The 17,401-nt window shown below is 47.8% G+C and carries 12 protein-coding genes and 2 rRNA genes (1 of these 14 only partly in view); 5 read left to right on the top strand and 9 right to left on the bottom strand.

Annotated elements, in window-relative coordinates:
* Positions 1-12: 12 nt before the first annotated feature.
* The 4 genes from OIM03_01360 to OIM03_01345 all read right to left on the bottom strand — a co-directional run bounded on the left by OIM03_01360 (position 13) and on the right by OIM03_01345 (position 3,924).
* Entirely contained in the window at positions 13-1,167 is a 1,155-nt protein-coding gene (locus tag OIM03_01360; GenBank protein ID HJI72926.1) for a restriction endonuclease subunit S, read from the bottom strand.
* Positions 1,164-2,699 (bottom strand): type I restriction-modification system subunit M, encoded by a 1,536-nt coding sequence (locus OIM03_01355; protein ID HJI72925.1) that lies wholly within the window; start codon positions 2,697-2,699, stop codon positions 1,164-1,166. Before OIM03_01355 ends, OIM03_01360 begins: the two co-directional genes overlap by 4 nt.
* 161 nt (positions 2,700-2,860) lie before the next feature.
* A complete protein-coding gene (locus OIM03_01350) occupies positions 2,861-3,196 on the bottom strand; it encodes a hypothetical protein (protein ID HJI72924.1) in 336 nt (111 codons plus the stop codon).
* A 140-nt stretch (positions 3,197-3,336) separates the two neighbouring features.
* Entirely contained in the window at positions 3,337-3,924 is a 588-nt protein-coding gene (locus tag OIM03_01345; GenBank protein HJI72923.1) for a DUF3862 domain-containing protein, read from the bottom strand.
* Between the two features lie 287 nt (positions 3,925-4,211).
* Between OIM03_01345 and OIM03_01340 the strand changes: the two genes are divergently transcribed.
* The 3 genes from OIM03_01340 (at position 4,212) to OIM03_01330 (ending at position 7,621) form a co-directional block, all read left to right on the top strand.
* Positions 4,212-4,733 carry a hypothetical protein gene (locus OIM03_01340; protein ID HJI72922.1) on the top strand — a complete coding sequence of 174 codons (522 nt, stop codon included), beginning with the start codon at positions 4,212-4,214 and terminating at the stop codon, positions 4,731-4,733.
* A 191-nt stretch (positions 4,734-4,924) separates the two neighbouring features.
* Positions 4,925-7,162, top strand: coding sequence for a TonB-dependent receptor (locus OIM03_01335; GenBank protein ID HJI72921.1), 2,238 nt, complete (start codon positions 4,925-4,927; stop codon positions 7,160-7,162).
* Positions 7,163-7,171: 9 nt separating this feature from the next.
* The gene (locus OIM03_01330; protein ID HJI72920.1) at positions 7,172-7,621 is read left to right on the top strand and encodes a somatostatin; all 450 of its coding nucleotides are present in this window, start codon (positions 7,172-7,174) and stop codon (positions 7,619-7,621) included.
* Between the two features lie 369 nt (positions 7,622-7,990).
* Here OIM03_01330 and OIM03_01325 read toward each other — a convergent pair whose 3' ends face one another.
* Positions 7,991-9,976 carry a TonB-dependent receptor gene (locus tag OIM03_01325; protein ID HJI72919.1) on the bottom strand — a complete coding sequence of 662 codons (1,986 nt, stop codon included), beginning with the start codon at positions 9,974-9,976 and terminating at the stop codon, positions 7,991-7,993.
* A gap of 292 nt (positions 9,977-10,268) precedes the next feature.
* Between OIM03_01325 and OIM03_01320 the strand changes: the two genes are divergently transcribed.
* Entirely contained in the window at positions 10,269-11,054 is a 786-nt protein-coding gene (locus tag OIM03_01320; GenBank protein ID HJI72918.1) for a dioxygenase, read from the top strand.
* A 1,097-nt stretch (positions 11,055-12,151) separates the two neighbouring features.
* On the opposite strand, the gene OIM03_01315 is transcribed toward OIM03_01320, so the two are convergent.
* Both OIM03_01315 and OIM03_01310 read right to left on the bottom strand, forming a co-directional pair.
* Positions 12,152-12,742: a plasmid pRiA4b ORF-3 family protein gene (locus tag OIM03_01315; GenBank protein ID HJI72917.1), complete on the bottom strand. Its 591-nt coding sequence runs from the start codon at positions 12,740-12,742 to the stop codon at positions 12,152-12,154.
* Between the two features lie 126 nt (positions 12,743-12,868).
* Complete coding sequence (locus OIM03_01310) at positions 12,869-13,138, bottom strand: hypothetical protein (GenBank protein HJI72916.1); 270 nt, start codon at positions 13,136-13,138, stop codon at positions 12,869-12,871.
* A gap of 771 nt (positions 13,139-13,909) precedes the next feature.
* On the opposite strand from OIM03_01310, the gene OIM03_01305 reads away from it, so the two are divergent.
* Positions 13,910-15,481 (top strand): IS3 family transposase, encoded by a 1,572-nt coding sequence (locus OIM03_01305; protein HJI72915.1) that lies wholly within the window; start codon positions 13,910-13,912, stop codon positions 15,479-15,481.
* A 181-nt stretch (positions 15,482-15,662) separates the two neighbouring features.
* Here the strand turns inward: OIM03_01305 and rrf are convergent.
* Together rrf and OIM03_01295 are read right to left on the bottom strand one after the other, a co-directional pair.
* Positions 15,663-15,779 (bottom strand): 5S ribosomal RNA (gene rrf / locus OIM03_01300).
* Positions 15,780-15,857: 78 nt separating this feature from the next.
* Positions 15,858-17,401 (bottom strand): 23S ribosomal RNA (locus OIM03_01295) (it continues 1,382 nt past the right edge of the window).

The following is a 17,401-nucleotide window of genomic DNA, read 5'->3' as shown; positions in this document are numbered from 1 at the left end:
CGTGGATTTTTACTAACCGAAGTACTGCTGCATCAAAGATTTTTTCAAAATTTCGAGCTTTTCCAGACTCTTTTGTACTGCCAATTTTGATTTATCGACTTGCTGCACGAAGTCGGCAAATTCATTTTGGAGTGAAAGAGGAGGGATTGGAATAATAATATTTTTAATTTTATTAATAGTTAACCTTGTTATCGCTGCACCACCCATATTAGCTCTAATTTTCTTATACATATTTGTATTATTTAATACTCCGCATAGATAGAATCCATTTATTTGACTTCTGTCCTGCTTGAGAAGAGCAACACTTGATAACAGAGAAAATTTCTCATGCAAACTATTTACCATGGCTATTCCAGTTGTTGCCCCATCTTTTATATAAAGAACATCTTCATATTCGGGATTACATCTCGAATATATTTCATTATGTATATCATCATTTACGTAAGTAAGATTAGATAAATCAAATCCGTCCTTTTTAATATTTTTAGCCGTAATATAGGGATATTTCCCATTAGGGTAACTAATTGGTGAATTATGTGTTCCGTCAGTTATTTTATCGCATACTGCTTGTAATTTTGATACGACCCATTTCTTATCATTATTGACCGGATTCCCAAACATCTCGATAAATCGGGATTTTACAAGTTCATCATATTTCTGTTGAACCAGCTTATTCGCAGAGATCAATCCATCTATTTTATCCAATACCTCTACGATTTCATGTTGCTCAGATAGTTCGGGCAATGGTATTGTTATATCTTCCACTATACCCTTTGATATTTCCTTAAATGTTGCACCTCTACCCAGAGAATTTAAATAGTCTTTTTTACTCTTCAAGAAGTGATATAAATATCTATTATAGATCCTTTCAGAGCAAATAATGTTTTTAAACCCCTGATTACAATACATTTCAGTACCAGCAATAGCTACCTTGCCAATAGGTGCACGTGAACTTAATAAGACGGTTCCTGCTGGGAAAGATTTTAAATGACTATCTTTGATGGCTTTGTCCGTTATCATTCTATCTGTCTCAAAAATAACATCTGAATCATCGTTTATTTCTGCTGGAGTAATCCAGTTATATTCCCCATGCCAATACTCTTCACATCCACTCTTGGGAGTTGTCCCAGTAACTACCTGCCCTACATCCCCTAATCTTACTTTCATAACATGCCCTCCAGATCTTTTAATCCCTGAGAGATTTCTTCTTCTAAGGATTTCAGATCTTTAAGAATCTCTTTTGTCGGGGGATATTCTACAGGAACGTATTCGATTTCCTTGTACTTATTGATAGAAAGATCATAATCCTGATCAACAATATCCTGTTTGGGGACGAGGAAGCTCTGCTCTGTACGTTTTCTTCCTGCTTCCTGATCTATATGGCGGAAACGTTCGATAATGTCCGGAATATCATTCTCTGCGACTTCCGTTCTCTTATCATCGAGGCTGTATCCATCGGCTTTCATATCATAGAACCAGACGTTTTCCGTACCGCCCGCACCTGTCTTTGTGAAAAGAAGGATTGCTGTAGATACACCGGCATAGGGTTTGAAAACGCCGGATGGCATGGAAATGACGCCCTGCAGCTGATGATTTTCTACCAGTTCTTTTCTGATCATCTTATGAGCTTTGGAAGAGCCGGAGAGGACGCCATCAGGGACGATACATGCGCAGCGCCCGCCTTTTTTGAGCATGCGAAGGAAAAGAGCCAGGAATAAAAGCTCTGTTTTCGTCGTATTTGCAACAGCTTTCAGGTCTTCACTGATACTTTCTTTATTAATACTTCCCTTGAATGGCGGATTGGCCAGGCAAACGGAGAACGCATCACTGATTTCATTCTGCTTGGAAAGACTGTCTTTGTAGGCGATGTTTGGATGTGTAATAGAATGGAGCATCAGGTTCATGGCAGAAATACGGAGCATGGTATGATCCATATCGAAGCCGGTAAACATTGGGCCCGCGAAATGATCCCATTCTTCCTGCGTCATTTCACTGCCATAATGAGCACGTACATATTCAGCGGAGGAAATCAGGAAACCTGCTGTACCGCAGGCAGGATCACAGATGGTATCTTTCGGCGTCGGCTGAATCAGTGCGACCATCATGTCGCGAATATGCTTCGGTGTCCTGAACTGGCCATTCTGCCCGGAAGTCTGAATTTTTCCAAGCATGTATTCATAAAGATCACCCTGCATGTCCTTGCTGTCGAGATCATGCGTGTAGAGATCATCCATGCCAGTAACGAGCTGCTCCAGTACCTGCGGTGTAGGAATCAAGAAAATAGCATCTGCCATGTACTTGGAGAATGCGGTTTCCTCATCGTCTACTTCTCCATTATCACCAGTGACAGGAATGAGTTTCCCATCCGCATCAAAATCCGGCAGCTGCCCATGTTTCATGGCTTTAATCGCAGGGAACACAAAGCGGCTGATGATATTAAACATTTCCTCAGGATTCTTATCTTTGAAATTATCCCAGCGCATAGCGCGGCCGACTTCCGAATTCGGAAAAATAGGATGGCTGACGGGTTCGCCAAAAATATTCGCCATCTTTTCATTTTCCTGTTCCTTCTTGTCCAAAGAGCGAATGAACATCAGGTATGTCAATTGTTCAATGACGGTCAAAGGATTCGTAATCCCGCCAGAATATAAGTGAAGCCAGATTTGATCGACTTTATTTTTAACTGCGCCAGTAATCATAATACCCTCCAAAGATAATCTATACATTGCATTTATTGTACAAGCTAATAGGAAGATTTGCCACTTTTGTCTCCAATGCTGTCCGTAAAAAGCAAGGCCGTAATGAAATCAGCGCATATTTCATCACGGCCTTGCTGCCGCTATTCTATAAAATTTTCGGATTAATCCTTCTTTTCTTCTTTTTCCTCCACTGTGCCTTCCGCTACCTGTGCAGGATTCCCCTGATTCAGCAGGGCCTTTTTCTCGCGTTTGTTCTGCTTATAGCCGGAAACGATGAAGTATACGGCAAAGATGAAAAAGAGGCCGCTCCAAATTGCCAAGTCTCCATATACATCGGAATTGCCGCCTCCTATAAGGGAGGCGATGCCATACAATACACCGGCAGCGATTGTGCCTTTGGCGCTGGAACGCATGACGATCGCCACGATGCCTGCGATCAAGCTGGTGAGAGCCGTAAATACACCAGCCGTTCCTCCGATATCCTCAGTTTGATTCATGGCATTCAAAACACCAACGGCGCAGGACTGGAAAAAGATAATGACACAGAAAACAAAGGTAACAATCCCGAGGGTGAGCCTTATTTTTTCATTTTCTCATCTCCAAGTGAAATTTTGAAATATTTTTCCTAAAAGGGCTCTTACTTTAATCCATACTGTGATTTGCTGGAGACAGCTCCATTGTCAAAGCTAATCTGTACATTGGATCCACCCTTGTTGATCCACATAACCATTTGCGAATCTTCGCCCATAAGCTGGACTTCACTTTCCAGGAACCCCTCCCGGTTGTTAAATATTCCCTTGACCTGATCATAATTCATACCTGCCTGAATTTGATTGAACTCAGCCAAAGTAACATCTTCTCCATTGGGTTTCAGGAATCCCAGACTGGACATTGCTTTTGTCGACATTCCTCCGTTCTGGAACGTAGCCATCAGGGAGTTCCCGCCTTCTTCCCATTTATATGACCTTGTAACTATATTTGCGATGTTGCTTTCACTGATCAATGTGCCATCCTGGCCGAGCGCTCCCTTTACATCCTCATAAGATGCTCCCATTGGAAGAGCCAGAAACTTCTCATACAGGACTTGTGCTTTGCTCTTTGTCGGTTTCGCCGACGTGGACTGAGAAGAAGCAGGCGAACTGTTTCCATCACTGCCGCATCCGGCCATCACATTTGTCGTAAGCAGCGCTGCCAATGCAATCACAAGAATTTTTCTTTTTTCCATGATAAACACCCTTTCTGGAAATTGACCCTTCAAAAATGCTCATTCTCTTACAGGCTTGCGCTTAGCCTTTCAGAATTTCGAGCCCCCTTACCCCTAATTATATGAATTCTCTTGTCACCTTCTGTCCCGTACAAAATTTTGGTTATTAATTATTTTTATAATTTTGATATATTTTTAGGGGGCAACCCTGCGCCCGGACTTTCCGCTTCACATTCCTTCCAACAATTAGATTTTTCAAAATCATGGTAAACTAAATACAAGTATTCTTGGAAAAGGAGGAATGGGTGATGAAGAAGGTCCTGGCTGGCGTGGTCGGCTGCGTTTTTCTTTTTGTCATTTTCTCTTTTTTGTTTCCAACGGCAACTGTGAAGTCGACGGCCAGCTTGTACTGGATCCTTAATCACCGGCCTTTCGTCACTTACATCGACTGCGAAAGGGTACTGAACCGAGCCGCCTCCAAAGACGCCGTCTATGGTGACGTCAGCCAGTACATGGATGAAGGAACATATAATAATTTATCCGTAAAGACAAAATCCTTTTACCACGATGGCCAGCCCTGGGATGACACGGTGCACGTGATCCATCAGCAGCAGGACAAGGACGATCCTCGGCTCATTTATGTGGATTTCATTGAATACAGCACGAAGAAAGAATCCATCAAATGGATCCGCCTCCGCCAGTTAGCCGTACTGGCTGAAGGAGATTCATGGAAAGTGATCAAATACATCGAGCCAATAGACAGCACCTGGTACGCCCCGACTTATTTTGAACACGTCTACTCGGCAATCCTGCCAGACGTGAAGAAATGATATATATTTACACCACATTAAAAAGGACACCAATTCCCCTCCGGTGTCCTTTTTTATACGGTTTCCTATGCATAGTATGCTTCATTTTCTAATTCTTCTTGAGCATTTCGCTTATATATTTGTAATAATGCAATCATAATACTATAATTAGATGAACTTGTTTTAAAATTTTAAGGGAAGAAAGGGAAATTATGAAAAAACAGGGAAAAGTTTTAGCGCTTTTAGCTGTGTCCAGTTTATTTTGGGGAATAAATAATGTGGACGCTGCTTCGGCTGCTGAGCAGGAGGATGGTACTTATTCGTTTTCGGGTGTCGTGGTAACGGCTACGAAGATTCCGGAGAAGATTCAGGATACGCCGGCGAGTGTCAGTGTCATCACAGCGAAGGAAATCCAGGATAAGAATATCAGCTCGGTAGCGCAGGCTTTCGGACAGTTGTCCGGTGTGTATCTGAATCCGGTAGCGGACGGTGGTATCAGTCTGCGTGGGTTCAGTTCGGACAAGGTGCTTGTCATGGTGGACGGGCAGCCGGTCAATAATGGCTGGGATGGCGAGGTCTACTGGAGTATGATCCCGACGGACAATATCGCCAAGATCGAGGTGGTCCGCGGTGCGGGTTCTTCTCTGTACGGCGGCCGCGCTGTCGGTGGTGTCATTCAGATTACGACGAAGAATCCGGATAAGGGGCTTCATGGGAATGCTCTTGTTTCTTACGGAAGCAATGCTTCGTGGAAGCAGGCGTATTCTGCGACGTTCTCCAAGGATAAGTGGGATTTCGGCGTAGGTTATGAAAAGAGAAAGACGCATGGCTGGAGGGGTTACTATATCGATTCCACGGCCAGATCGAAGACGAGTTATGACGGTACTCCGATCGAGGCGGATCTTCCTGAATCCGCCAGAGGGCGCTACATTGTCGGCGGCCGCGGCCGGAAGGCGCTGGATACGGAGAGTTACAATTTCAAGACGACGTATCATTTCAGTGATAACAAGTCTCTGTCTTATGATTTCCTCCATACGAATCACACGTACGTCTATAATCATCCGTTCTCAGATGTCCGGGATGCGGATGGAAATGAGGTATTCTACGGCGCCGTGAAGCTGCCGAGCGGGAAGTATGTGGACCTGGATCCGGGAGATTTCCTCGGTTACACAGGCCAGAGGGAATGGGATGTCCACTCTTTCTCTTACAATGATGATGATAATCACATTTACGCTCACTTGGGCATCACGGATGTCAAGAAGGACGGCTACAGCTCGACTTCGGGCCCGAGCGGCGCGGTCACTGCTTCTGAACTGAATTCCTGGAATGGTGAGGGCACTTACTCTTTCTATCCGAGCAAGACGTATGATTTCGATATCCACAAGTCCTGGGAACTGGGCGACCATACCCTCCTGGCTGGCGGCGGATACCGCCGGATTTCCTTCGACCAGACGCGTTATTATCTGAAAAACTGGAGGGATCTGGACAGCAGCAAGACGGCGTATGAAAAGCACGGCGGCAAGGGTATTTCCTATGCCGGCTACCTGCAGGATAAGTGGCAGGTCAATGATGATCTGGCTCTTTATGCCGGGGTACGTTATGATAAATATACGAAGAAGGACGGGTATTCTGATTTCCTCGAAACCGGCATCCACACGAATCATCCGGAGAAGAGTTATGAGCAGTGGAGTCCGAAGCTTTCTGTCGAATACAACCTGAACGGCACGACGCTCTTCGCCAGTTACGGCCGCTCCTTCACTCCGCCTCTCCTCTATCGTGTGTACAGGGAAAACGGCATGAGTGAAACGGATATCAACGGGCAGACGACGGTCAATAAGAAGGCCATCATCGCCAATCCGGCTCTGAAGCCGGAAACGACGGATACGTATGAAATCGGTGCCAGGAAGGCATGGGATCATACTTCTGTTTCCGTTTCCCTCTACAGAGCGGACACGGATGATGCCGTCAAGTATTACACCACGTCCGCTTCCACGCTTTACAACGGCATTCTCTACAAGAAGGGTTTCTCCCAGTACAGAAATATGGGCGAGGGCCGCACGGACGGTGTGGAAGTGGAATTTAAGAGGGACTTCAACAAGATCACGTCCGGGTATATCAACTACGCATGGCAGAATGCGACCATCGACGGCGAGCATGACTATGATGTCCCGAAGCACATTCTCCACTTCGGCGTAGAATGGAAGCCGCAGGAACGCTGGGATATCCTGGCGGATGCGGAATACATCAGTGCCCGTCAGGCGCCGGATGTAGATACGGATGTCTACAAGTCCGAGGATGCCTTCTTCATCACGAACCTGGCAGCGAACTACTCCGTCAACAAGAATACGACCCTGCAGTTCTCCATCTACAACCTGTTTGACAAGAAATTCTACGCATCGGAAGCAGCAAGCGAAAGAACTTACAACCTGTCCGTACGTTACAGTTTCTAAGGAGGTTCTATGAAACTCATTCCTGCACTACTCATTTCTACCACCCTGCTTTTCGGCGGATGGACCGTCTCCGAAGCGCGCATGGCCCCGCCACCCGACATGCCATCTGATATGCAGGCGATGGAGCCGCACAATCCGAAGGCCGCCGTCTACTACCTCCGAGAGCTGGTCAGAGAAGGAGTCATGACAGAAGACGAAGCAGCCCGCACCCTGGACTACATGAAATTCAGAGCCACCCGCCGCTCCACGGACCTTCTGATTGTAAAAGGAATGACAAGAGAAGACCGCCGCGCCTACATGAAGAAACGCCGCCTGGAACGAGGAAATCCTCTGAAAGAATACGCCGACTGGATCGGAGTCTCCTACAAACGAGCCGAGACCCTTCTCAACGCCATGCACGATTCCAAGAAAGGCACCAAGTACTACAGGCAGCTCAAACAAAGCGAGTCTGAGAAATAATCCAGAGGAAATAGAAAAGAGCCGTGACGAAATGAAAAATCATTCGTCATGGCTCTTTTTGGCAGGGAATTAAAACCGCACAACCTCGCTGCGCTCGCGGAACTGTACCTCCTCTTAGAAAATGCACAAATTGAAAACCACAAAACCAAGGCTAACGCCTTGAAGAAATGCTGTTTCCCCGCGCGCCGCTAACACTTGCCTTCCCAGACGGGGAAGGGGGACCGCTTTGCGGTGGATAGGGTTGATTTCCGCGGACGAAGTCCGGTTGTACGGTTTTCTGCTATGATTAACCGCTTTCTTGCCCCAATACAAAAGGACACCGATTTTTCTCCGGTGTCCTTTTAGTATTCAATATTTTCTCTGCTTCCTTTAGAATCTGTAGCGGTACGACAGGAGGAAGTTTCTTGGGGTTGCGTAGTAGTCGCTGGATGTATGAGAGACGATGTCCTTGCGGTTCAGGAGGTTGTCGATGGAGAGCATGATGTCGCTGACTTTATTCGGGGAATATTTCACGGTCATGCTGGTCAGGAGGTATGGTTTCACGCTGTAGGAATGGGCGGAGATTGGTGACTGGACGCGGTCTGCCAGGTAGGAGAAGTTCAGCGCGGTGGACCATTTCTCTTTTTCGTAGCCTACGCCGCCGGTAAGGAGGATGCGTCCATAGGAACGATCCCAGTATGTCTTGGCGGATTTTTTCTGTGTAGACTGCTTGCTCTTCGGATCCTGCAGCGTGATGCCTGCGTGCCAGGTGAAGCCGTTGTCTTCCTGTCCTCTGACGCTGGCTTCGAGGCCGTGGTTTTTGAAGTCTTCGTTGACAGCGTACCAGAGGCCATTGCTGCCGGTGAAGGAGATGTTGTCCTTGATTCTTTCGGAGAAGAGGGCGACTTTGTACTGGCGGTTTGTGTCTTCTTTCTTCCAGCCTGCTTCATAATGAAGGCCTTTCTGCGGTTTCAGGTCCGGGTTGCCGACGATATTGACGATGCTGCCTGCTCCTGCGCGGGAGTACATCTGGCTGAAGGTCGGAAGGACGAAGGACTGTCCTACACTGGCGTAGAAGCTCTGCGAGTTGTCCAGTTTGTGCAGGTACTGTGCCTGGCCGCTGAAGTTGTGGAAGTTCTGGATGCCGCCGGTGGTCCATGTGCCGCGTCCGCTCAGTGTCAGGACGTCCTTGGCTGTGAGATTTCTTTCCCAGGAACCGAAGGCGGAGATGATGTTGCGTCCGGTATCGTTCGTTTCATTGACAAAGGTTTCCCTGGTGAGGGATGTTCCGAGCAGGAAGGTCTGGTCCGGATTTCCATCCCATACTTTCTGTACGTCGTAGCCGTATGTCTTGTTCTTTTCCTGGCCGTGAACGGTGACCGGAGAGGCGTGTTTCTTGCCGGCTGAGGTGTAATATTCCAGGCCGCCGGTTTTCAGCGTGTTATAGTTGTAGAAGACGTGGCCGCTGATGCCGTCCAGGTCATGGAAATTGAACTGCAGGAAGTCCTTGTCGCTTTCATAGCGTCTGGTGTAGCGCGGCTGGTCGTTCAGCGCTTTGTAGGCTGGATTTGTGATGCCTGTGTAGGTGTAGGCCCAGTAGTTGGTGGATTTGTTGTGGTTGTACAGTAAATCCGCATGGTCATTGAATTTGTACGTGGCAAGGAAATCATTCTTTTCTGAGCCGCGGAATTCCTGTTTCATGTCGACAGGGACGGATGTCTTTTTATTCGGCCTGAACGAAGTATCATACGAGGAAATGTATCCCAGATTTCCCCATTTATTGTACGTGTATGCGATGGAGAGGTCGCCTGCATTCGCTGTAACGGCGTATTCCTGACGGCCCTTATTGCCAAGGCCGACTTTCACTTCATTCGGCAGTGTCTTCTTGGTGATAATATTGATGACGCCGCCGGTCGCCTGGCTGCCGTACAGGACAGCTCCACCGCCGCGGACGACCTCGACGCGCTCTACGGCACTGGTCGGAATATTTTCCAGATTATAAAGAGAGCGCCAGTTGATCGGGGTGCCGTTGATCATGACGACGGTCCCGTTCGTAACCCCGCGGATGACGTTCTTACTTGTCATGGACGAAACAGAGGCGCCATTCGGGCCCATGCCTGCTTCGACGACGCCGTCCAAATACTGCAGAGCGACCTGCATATTATCTGCGCCCGTCTGCTCGATCTGCTTTTCAGTAAAAGTCTGCGTCGTCGCAGGAATCTCCGCGTCGGACTTCTCATAACGCGTAGCCGTGACAACGACCGGATTTAATGTGTATACAGACTCATCGCTCCCATCTGCTGCATACACGTTCCCATAAACGCCTGCCATCATTGATGCCAGTACAACTCCCGTTAATATCTTCCCTTTTCTCATCAATTTTCCTCCTAATTTATTGGTGATAAAAGGTTTCTCATTCCCCTGTAACCCCGAAGTCCTCCCTTCATTCTTTAATTTATTATTATATGAACTCTTATAATTTACTCATCCATTATATACTAACAACTCATCATTTGCACCTGTATAATAAGCTAAGTCCTAACTTATTGTTAATTTATATTAAAGAAATGGGCGGGCCTTCTGCGGGTGCTATTTCCTTTGCGTCTTTATCAATCCGAACCTATAATGAAAGTAAGAAAATCAATACAGTCTTATTGAAAGGAGGATCATGATGAAACTTCCTGTTATTTTTGCCGGACACGGAAGCCCGATGATCGCGCTCGAGGATAATGAGCTGACAAAGGAATTCCAGAAAATTGGAGAGAGGGTTGTTCACGAATTTGAGAAGCCGAAGGCCATCCTTTCCTTCTCTGCCCACTGGTTCACACGCGGGACATACGTCCAGAGTGATCCTGAACCGCGCCAGGTCTATGACATGTACGGATTCCCGAAGGAACTCTACGAAGTCCAATACCATCCCAAAGGCTGCCAGGAACTGACGGGCGACGTCCTCGCCCTGCTGCCGGACATCTCCATCAACGACGACTGGGGCATCGACCACGGCACATGGACCGTCCTTGTCCACATGTTCCCAGGCGCCCCGATTCCCGTCGTCCAGCTCTCCATCGACGGCATCGAAGGGCCGCAGAACGCCTACGACATAGGAGAAGCCCTCGCGCCGCTCCGTGAAAAAGGCTACCTCCTCCTTGGCAGCGGCAACATCGTCCATAACCTGAGAAGACTCGAATGGGACAACCCCAACGGCTCACCCGAGGCCGACCGCTTCGACGCCTTCATCACTGATCTTGTCAAAAAGAGAGACGACGAAAAAATCATCCACTACGAACAAAACCCCGACGCCGCCTACGCCGCCCCGACAGCCGACCACTTCCTCCCCCTCCTCTACACCCTAGGCGCCGCCCAGGGAGAAAAGCCCGAGATCTTCAACAACGTAAGAAACACCGGATCCCTATCCATGACAGGATATTTATTTGGATTCGGGGAGAAGGAATAAGAAGAGGGAATGATGATAGGAGCGGTAGCGGCGCGAAGATGAGCTGTCCCCGTTAGGGGAAAGTGGCGCCGGAGGCGACGAAAGGGGTTCATTACCACGAGCTACGCGAGGTTGTGCGGTGTAAAACTCGCCATCCCAGACGGGGAAGGCGTATGGGATGAGGTTCAAAAGGTTCAAAACAAATAAGACTTGAAATCTTTTCTTTATTCCTTGCGAAGCCGCCCCCAACGGAGGGAAGAATTGCCTTTGACCTTGCCCTGAAAGGGAAGGTGGCGGCGGAGCCGACGGATGAGTTGCATTTCCTCAGCCATTAGGCTGGTTTTGTGGTTTTCAAAGGTGCAGTTAATATAAAAAGGCCGCTCGGATAGGGTTGATTATTCATCGGTTTTTATAAAAGGTTCTGCGAACGGAGTGAGGTTGTACGGTTTTGAACTTGACCTTGCCCTGGAAGGGAAGGTTTGGATAGGATTACGAAAGGTTAAAAACAAATCAGATTTAAAATCTTTTCTTTATTCCTTGTGAAACCTTCCCTTCTGGGGAAGGTGCGCAGCTTATCTTTTATCTGTAGCTGCGCGGATGAGGTGAAGTTAATAAGTAAAGGGATGAGTTGCATTTCTGCAAGGCAGAGCCTTGGTTGTGCGGTGTTTTCTATCATACTGTTTTTTGAGGCATTTTAGCGTTGCTGCAGCAGCGACGAGAAAACATGATAAAACCACACAGCCGCCCTGCAGGCTGGGAAATGAACCCTAACCGCCACTTCGTGGCCCTCCTTCCCCGTCTGGGAAGGTCAACACCCTGAGCGATGATGCTTCGCCTTTTTAGAAACTACACCCCTTTCGCCCTTCGGGCACTTCCCTCCGTTGGGGGCAGCTCTGCGATGAGAAACAAAAGAAATCGGTTCTGATTTGTTTTAAACTTATATAGCGTTGCTTGAGGAAAACCATACAACCGCGCTGACTCTCAAGGACACCCAACCCACTAAAAAAGGAGCTATGGCGAAATGTAAAATCATTTCGTCACTGCTCCTTTTTATCTATATCCCTAATTAAACTGCTCCCCCAGCTCCCCCATCTGAAGGTCTTGCTGTTCACTGCACCTTATCTGCGGCGGCTGGTGGCGTGCTCATATTCATCCTTTGCCCACCGTACGTCCACGGTCAATCCATAATTTACAGACTTCAAATCAAACAGCTTATAGGACCGCAGGTATTTGTCGTTATATGGGCTTGGAACTTGCGGTTCACCTGTCCGGTCTTCTTCTTCAATCAATTCCAGTAACTGGCCTGGGAACATATCCTCTACGATACCAACCCCAGCGCCAGCGCTCACATTGGGATAATGATTTCCCTTCCCGAGCTCCATGGGCCGCGTCCCCTTGAAGGTAATCTGGAATTCCCAATTGCAGCCGTAATCATAGATCATGGTCAGCTCGTCCCCGAGCGCAAGCTTCATTTTCTCCAGATACACCCGGTTAGGCCGGCTTGCCTTAGGTCCATCGGGATCGAAGCGAAGCTCATACCGTTTTCCCTTATAGTACAAGCAGAACAGGTGCTCACGTCTCGTCTGAAAGACCACCAGAATCGTGTATGCCAGCTGGGCCAGAGTAGACTTGCCAGAAATATCGATATCCCGCCAAATCTTATCCTCCATGTCTCTCACAGCCACGTGGAAAGAATAAATCTCTGCCATACAATGTACCTCCAAATACAAGAATGGGACACAAAAGCAGAAACTGCATCCCCTGCCGAATTGATTACTGCTAAAAAACCAGGGCCAAGACCGCCCTATAATCATCTTCCTTCATAACTGTATACACTATAAAATAAAACAACGCCAATAGCAAACATTGACACCATTTTCGATGAAATGGGAGAGGTGGCGGGTGCAAACAAAGAAAACCATACAACCGCCTTGCAGGCTGATAACTGCTGTTTCAGTCGCCTCCGACGCCAGCTCCCCCGTGGGGAAGCCTTTCGGTTGGCATGTTTTCCGTTTGCGAAGCAAGGAAATGGTGTTGACCTTGCGCCGCCAGGAGAAGGTGTCAGGCTCCAAATTTCTGTTGCCTGACGGATACAGCAGTTCCATCGAGCAACGCGAGGTTTTGCGGTATTAACTCGCCTTCCCAGACGGGGAAGGTGTCCGGCCTCAAATATTTATGCCGGACGGATAGGGTTGATTATTCATTGGGTTTTATAAAAGGTTCTTCGAGCGCAGCGAGGTTGTGCGGTGTTCTTTTAAAAGAGCATATTGATATAGAAGCGTACCTTGGCACTTTAGCGATGACACGAGAGCGGCGAATCAACATGATTAAAGCCATACAACCGCAGCAATGCTGCGAAAACTACTGTATCCCCGGCTAACGCCGCCCACCTTCTCCTTCGGCGCAAGGTCAACACCCTTAAACCGAACTTCGTTCGATGAAAAACCATTACAACCTCGCTGCGCTCGTGGTAATCAACCCTATCCACCGCAAAGGGGTCCCCCTTCCCCGTCTGGGAAGGCAAGTTTGGTGACGTAGCAGGTATCTGCACAAATAAAAATAGCACTTACAATTAAGTAAGTGCTATTTCCGCTTAATCAGCTCTGCTTGTTCCTCCCAGCCATTCCAGCCAAGAATATATTACAAGCAAGAGCTAGAGGAACCTTTCTTATAAACACCTTCACAAACGGCTACGCCGTGGAACTACATCTCATCCGTCTCGTACACTAACTTATTAGACTTTTGCGCAATTACCATTATTGTCAACCGGTATACGAGCCACCTTGGTATGATTCAACAAGAAAGACAGAATAATATCATAAATATATTAGGAGGTCATTCTTATGCCATGTAAAACCAAAGCGTCCCCGGAGGAAATGTTAGACCAGATTGCTTCATATCTCTATCAGGGTGTTACGATTACCCAGGCAGCTGAAAATCTTCATATGAGCCGCATAACATTCAGGAAATGGGTCCTCCGGTATAAAGAGGAGGGCTTTAAGGGATTGCGGCCCAGGCAGCATTTGTCTTACTACTCCAATCAGATGAAGATCCAGGCCGTAAAGGAATATCTTAAAGGCGGTGTTTCCATGCTTTCCGTCTGTGCCAAATACAGAATTTCCGGCACACTCTCCCTTAAAACATGGATTGAGGCGTATAATGAGCATAAGTTGACAGACCTCGTTTCTGAAGGAGGAGATCTTATGGGCAAACGCCAGCAATCGGTCAAGGAAGAGCGAGTCAGAATCGTTCAGGAGTGCATCGCCAGTGGATGCGATTATAACAAGATAGCCAAGAAGTACAACATGTCCTACCAAACGCTCTACACATGGGTAAAAAAGTTCAAGGAAATGGGCGAAGTTGGTCTTGAGGATTACAGAGGAAAGCCGATCAGGCTCCAAACGCCCCGGACCGAAGAAGAACAGCTGCGTCAGGAGAATGCCAGACTTCTTGAAGAACAGAAGGATCTTATAGCAGAGATTGCCCTGCTAAAAAAAAAAGATGGAGATAGAGGAAAGGTTGCGTTCCTCGAAGGATTCAGCCTTACTCACCTTCTCAGAGATTTTAAAGCCATAAAAGAAGTCCATGAAGAAACCAACATCTCCATAGAAAGTCTCTGCCGACTCTCAAAGGTCTCCCGGGCAGCTTATTACGGATGGCTGAATCATATTAAGAGCGGCCGTGAACTGCTGAGAGAAAAGGTCGCACAGGAGGTCATGAAAACCCATCAGGAATATCCGGATATGGGATACCGCCGGATTAACGATTGGATCAAGAAGGATGACAACATCAATATAAATGTAAGCGACAGTCTGGTTCTTCGTATCATGCGGATACTTAATATTAAGTCCGTGATCAAGTACAAGACCGATGGTTGCACTCGTAACGCAAAGGATCCAAAGTACATTTTTGAAAACCTGCTGAACCGTGACTTTGATGCCGGCGTGTCCAATGCAAGATGGATGACGGATGTCACTGAATTCAAGTACACAACTGCTGATGGAGTTTTGCACAAGTTATATTTAAGCGCGATTATTGACGGCCATGATCGCCGGATTGTCTCTTATGTCATCGGCGACAGGAACAATACTGCACTGGCTTTTGAGACAATGGAAAAGGCACTTAAAGAGAATCCTGGAGAACATCCAATGATTCATACCGACCGCGGATTCCAGTATACAAGCAACGGATTCCATAAGATTGTTGAAAAAGCAGGACTGGTTCACAGCATGTCCCGTGTAGGCTGCTGTGCAGACAACGGTCTGATGGAAGGGTTCTGGGGAATGCTGAAGCGCGAACGTTACTACACACGTAAATTCACCAGCCGTAAAGCAGTGGTAAGCATGATCAACGGCTACATCTACTTCTACAACAACAAACGCATTCAGCGCAAATTACATCTTTTAGCTCCAATGGAAGTATTCAACGCAGCTCCAATGGCTGCATGATTAAGATTAAAGTACGATTAGATTTTTTATGATATTTATTTGTCTGTATTAACAAATCCGCACCACCTTCTCCTACCGGAGCAAGGTTTCACAAGGAATAAAAATAAGATCTCAGTGCTTATTTGTTTGCAACCTTTATAAATGAAAAAGCGCCAATCCGTAGATTGACGCTTTTTCGCTTAATCAGCAGCTTCCTATCCTCCCAGGCCGCTTCCAGCCAAGTACTTTCGGCGTTTGTGAGCTTAACTACCGTGTTCGGCATGGGTACGGGTGTATCCTCACAGCTATCGCCACTGAATCTGAGAGTCTGTTCTCTCAAAACTATACAGAAGAAGTTCCGAAGGCTCTTTTCAAGCCGGTCGTGCTTTGTGAAATTTAAGTTAAGACCTCGACCTATTAGTACTGCGTCGCTCCAAGCCTCGCGGCTCTTCCACTCACAGCCTATCAACCTCATCGTCTTTAAGGGGTCTTACTCATTGCTGATGAGAAGTCTCATCTTGGGACGGGCTTCACGCTTAGATGCTTTCAGCGTTTATCCTTTCCGGATGCGGCTTTCCAGCCGTGCCACTGGCGTGACAACTGGTACACCGTTGATCCGTCCACTCCGGTCCTCTCGTACTAGGAGCAGCCTCCCTCAAACTTCTTGCGCCCGCGATGGATATGAACCAAACTGTCTCACGACGTTTTGAACCCAGCTCGCGTACCACTTTAATGGGCGAACAGCCCAACCCTTGGAACCTACTCCAGCTCCAGGATGTGATGAGCCGACATCGAGGTGCCAAACCTCCCCGTCGATATGAACTCTTGGGAGAGATTAGCCTGTTATCCCCAGGGTAGCTTTTATCCGTTGAGCGATGGCCTTTCCACGCAGTACCACCGGATCACTAAGCCCGACTTTCGTCTCTGCTCGACTTGTCTGTCTCGCAGTCAAGCTCCCTTCTGCCTTTGCACTCTTCGGCCGGTTTCTGTCCGGCCTGAGGGAACCTTTGGGCGCCTCCGTTACTCTTTCGGAGGCGACCGCCCCAGTCAAACCGCCTGCCTGAGATGGTCCGCAAGGTTGTTAATCTTCGCGTTAGAATCCCAGCAACAGAAGGGTGGTATCCCAACATTGGCTCCGCAGCAACCAAAGTCACTACATCAAAGCCTCCCACCTATCCTGTGCGTCTGCCACCGGGATTCAATCTCAAGCTGCAGTAAAGCTCCATGGGGTCTTTCTGTCCAGTCGCGGGTAACCTGCATCTTCACAGGTATTTCAATTTCACCGGGCCCCTCGTTGAGACAGCGCCCAAATCATTACGCCTTTCATGCGGGTCGGAACTTACCCGACAAGGAATTTCGCTACCTTAGGACCGTTATAGTTACGGCCGCCGTTCACTGGGGCTTCAGTTCAAAGCTTCGCTTGCGCTAACCTCTCTCCTTAACCTTCCAGCACCGGGCAGGCGTCAGCACCTATACTTCAGCTTTCGCTTTCGCAGGCACCTGTGTTTTTGGTAAACAGTTGCTTGGGCCTCTTTTCTGCCACCCTTTTCTGTTCCGTGCGTTTCTGCACTTCGCCTACTCAGGGCCATCCTTCTCCCGAAGTTACGGATGCAATTTGCCGAGTTCCTTAACGAGGGTTTTCCCGCGCACCTTAGGATTCTCTCCCCGCCTACCTGTGTCGGTTTACGGTACGGGCGGATTTCGTCTCGCTAGAAGTTTTTCTTGGCAGTGTGGGATCCATGAGTTCGTCATAATCGCTTATAACTCCCCATCATGTCTCTGCTTTCAGAATCGGGGATTTGCCTCCGATTCAACATACGCACTTGGACGCGCTCTTCCAGTCGCGCGATCATGTGCCCTCCTGCGTCACTCCATTGCTCAAATGACTCCATCCGGTACAGGAATTTCAACCTGTTGTCCATCGCCTATGCGTCTGTGCCT

This window comes from Veillonellaceae bacterium (genome assembly GCA_025992895.1).
Lineage (GTDB): Bacteria > Bacillota > Negativicutes > Veillonellales > Dialisteraceae > Dialister.
Note: the sequence above shows the minus strand (reverse complement) of the source record. Positions and strands in the feature narration are given on the sequence as shown.

Coding starts and splice junctions, on each gene's coding strand:
- OIM03_01360 (HJI72926.1), bottom strand. CDS start 1,167: ATGAAAGTAAGATTAGGGGATGTAGGGCAGGTAGTTACTGGGACAACT.
- OIM03_01355 (HJI72925.1), bottom strand. CDS start 2,699: ATGATTACTGGCGCAGTTAAAAATAAAGTCGATCAAATCTGGCTTCAC.
- OIM03_01350 (HJI72924.1), bottom strand. CDS start 3,196: ATGAATCAAACTGAGGATATCGGAGGAACGGCTGGTGTATTTACGGCT.
- OIM03_01345 (HJI72923.1), bottom strand. CDS start 3,924: ATGGAAAAAAGAAAAATTCTTGTGATTGCATTGGCAGCGCTGCTTACG.
- OIM03_01340 (HJI72922.1), top strand. CDS start 4,212: ATGAAGAAGGTCCTGGCTGGCGTGGTCGGCTGCGTTTTTCTTTTTGTC.
- OIM03_01335 (HJI72921.1), top strand. CDS start 4,925: ATGAAAAAACAGGGAAAAGTTTTAGCGCTTTTAGCTGTGTCCAGTTTA.
- OIM03_01330 (HJI72920.1), top strand. CDS start 7,172: ATGAAACTCATTCCTGCACTACTCATTTCTACCACCCTGCTTTTCGGC.
- OIM03_01325 (HJI72919.1), bottom strand. CDS start 9,976: ATGAGAAAAGGGAAGATATTAACGGGAGTTGTACTGGCATCAATGATG.
- OIM03_01320 (HJI72918.1), top strand. CDS start 10,269: ATGATGAAACTTCCTGTTATTTTTGCCGGACACGGAAGCCCGATGATC.
- OIM03_01315 (HJI72917.1), bottom strand. CDS start 12,742: ATGGCAGAGATTTATTCTTTCCACGTGGCTGTGAGAGACATGGAGGAT.
- OIM03_01310 (HJI72916.1), bottom strand. CDS start 13,138: ATGGAACTGCTGTATCCGTCAGGCAACAGAAATTTGGAGCCTGACACC.
- OIM03_01305 (HJI72915.1), top strand. CDS start 13,910: ATGTTAGACCAGATTGCTTCATATCTCTATCAGGGTGTTACGATTACC.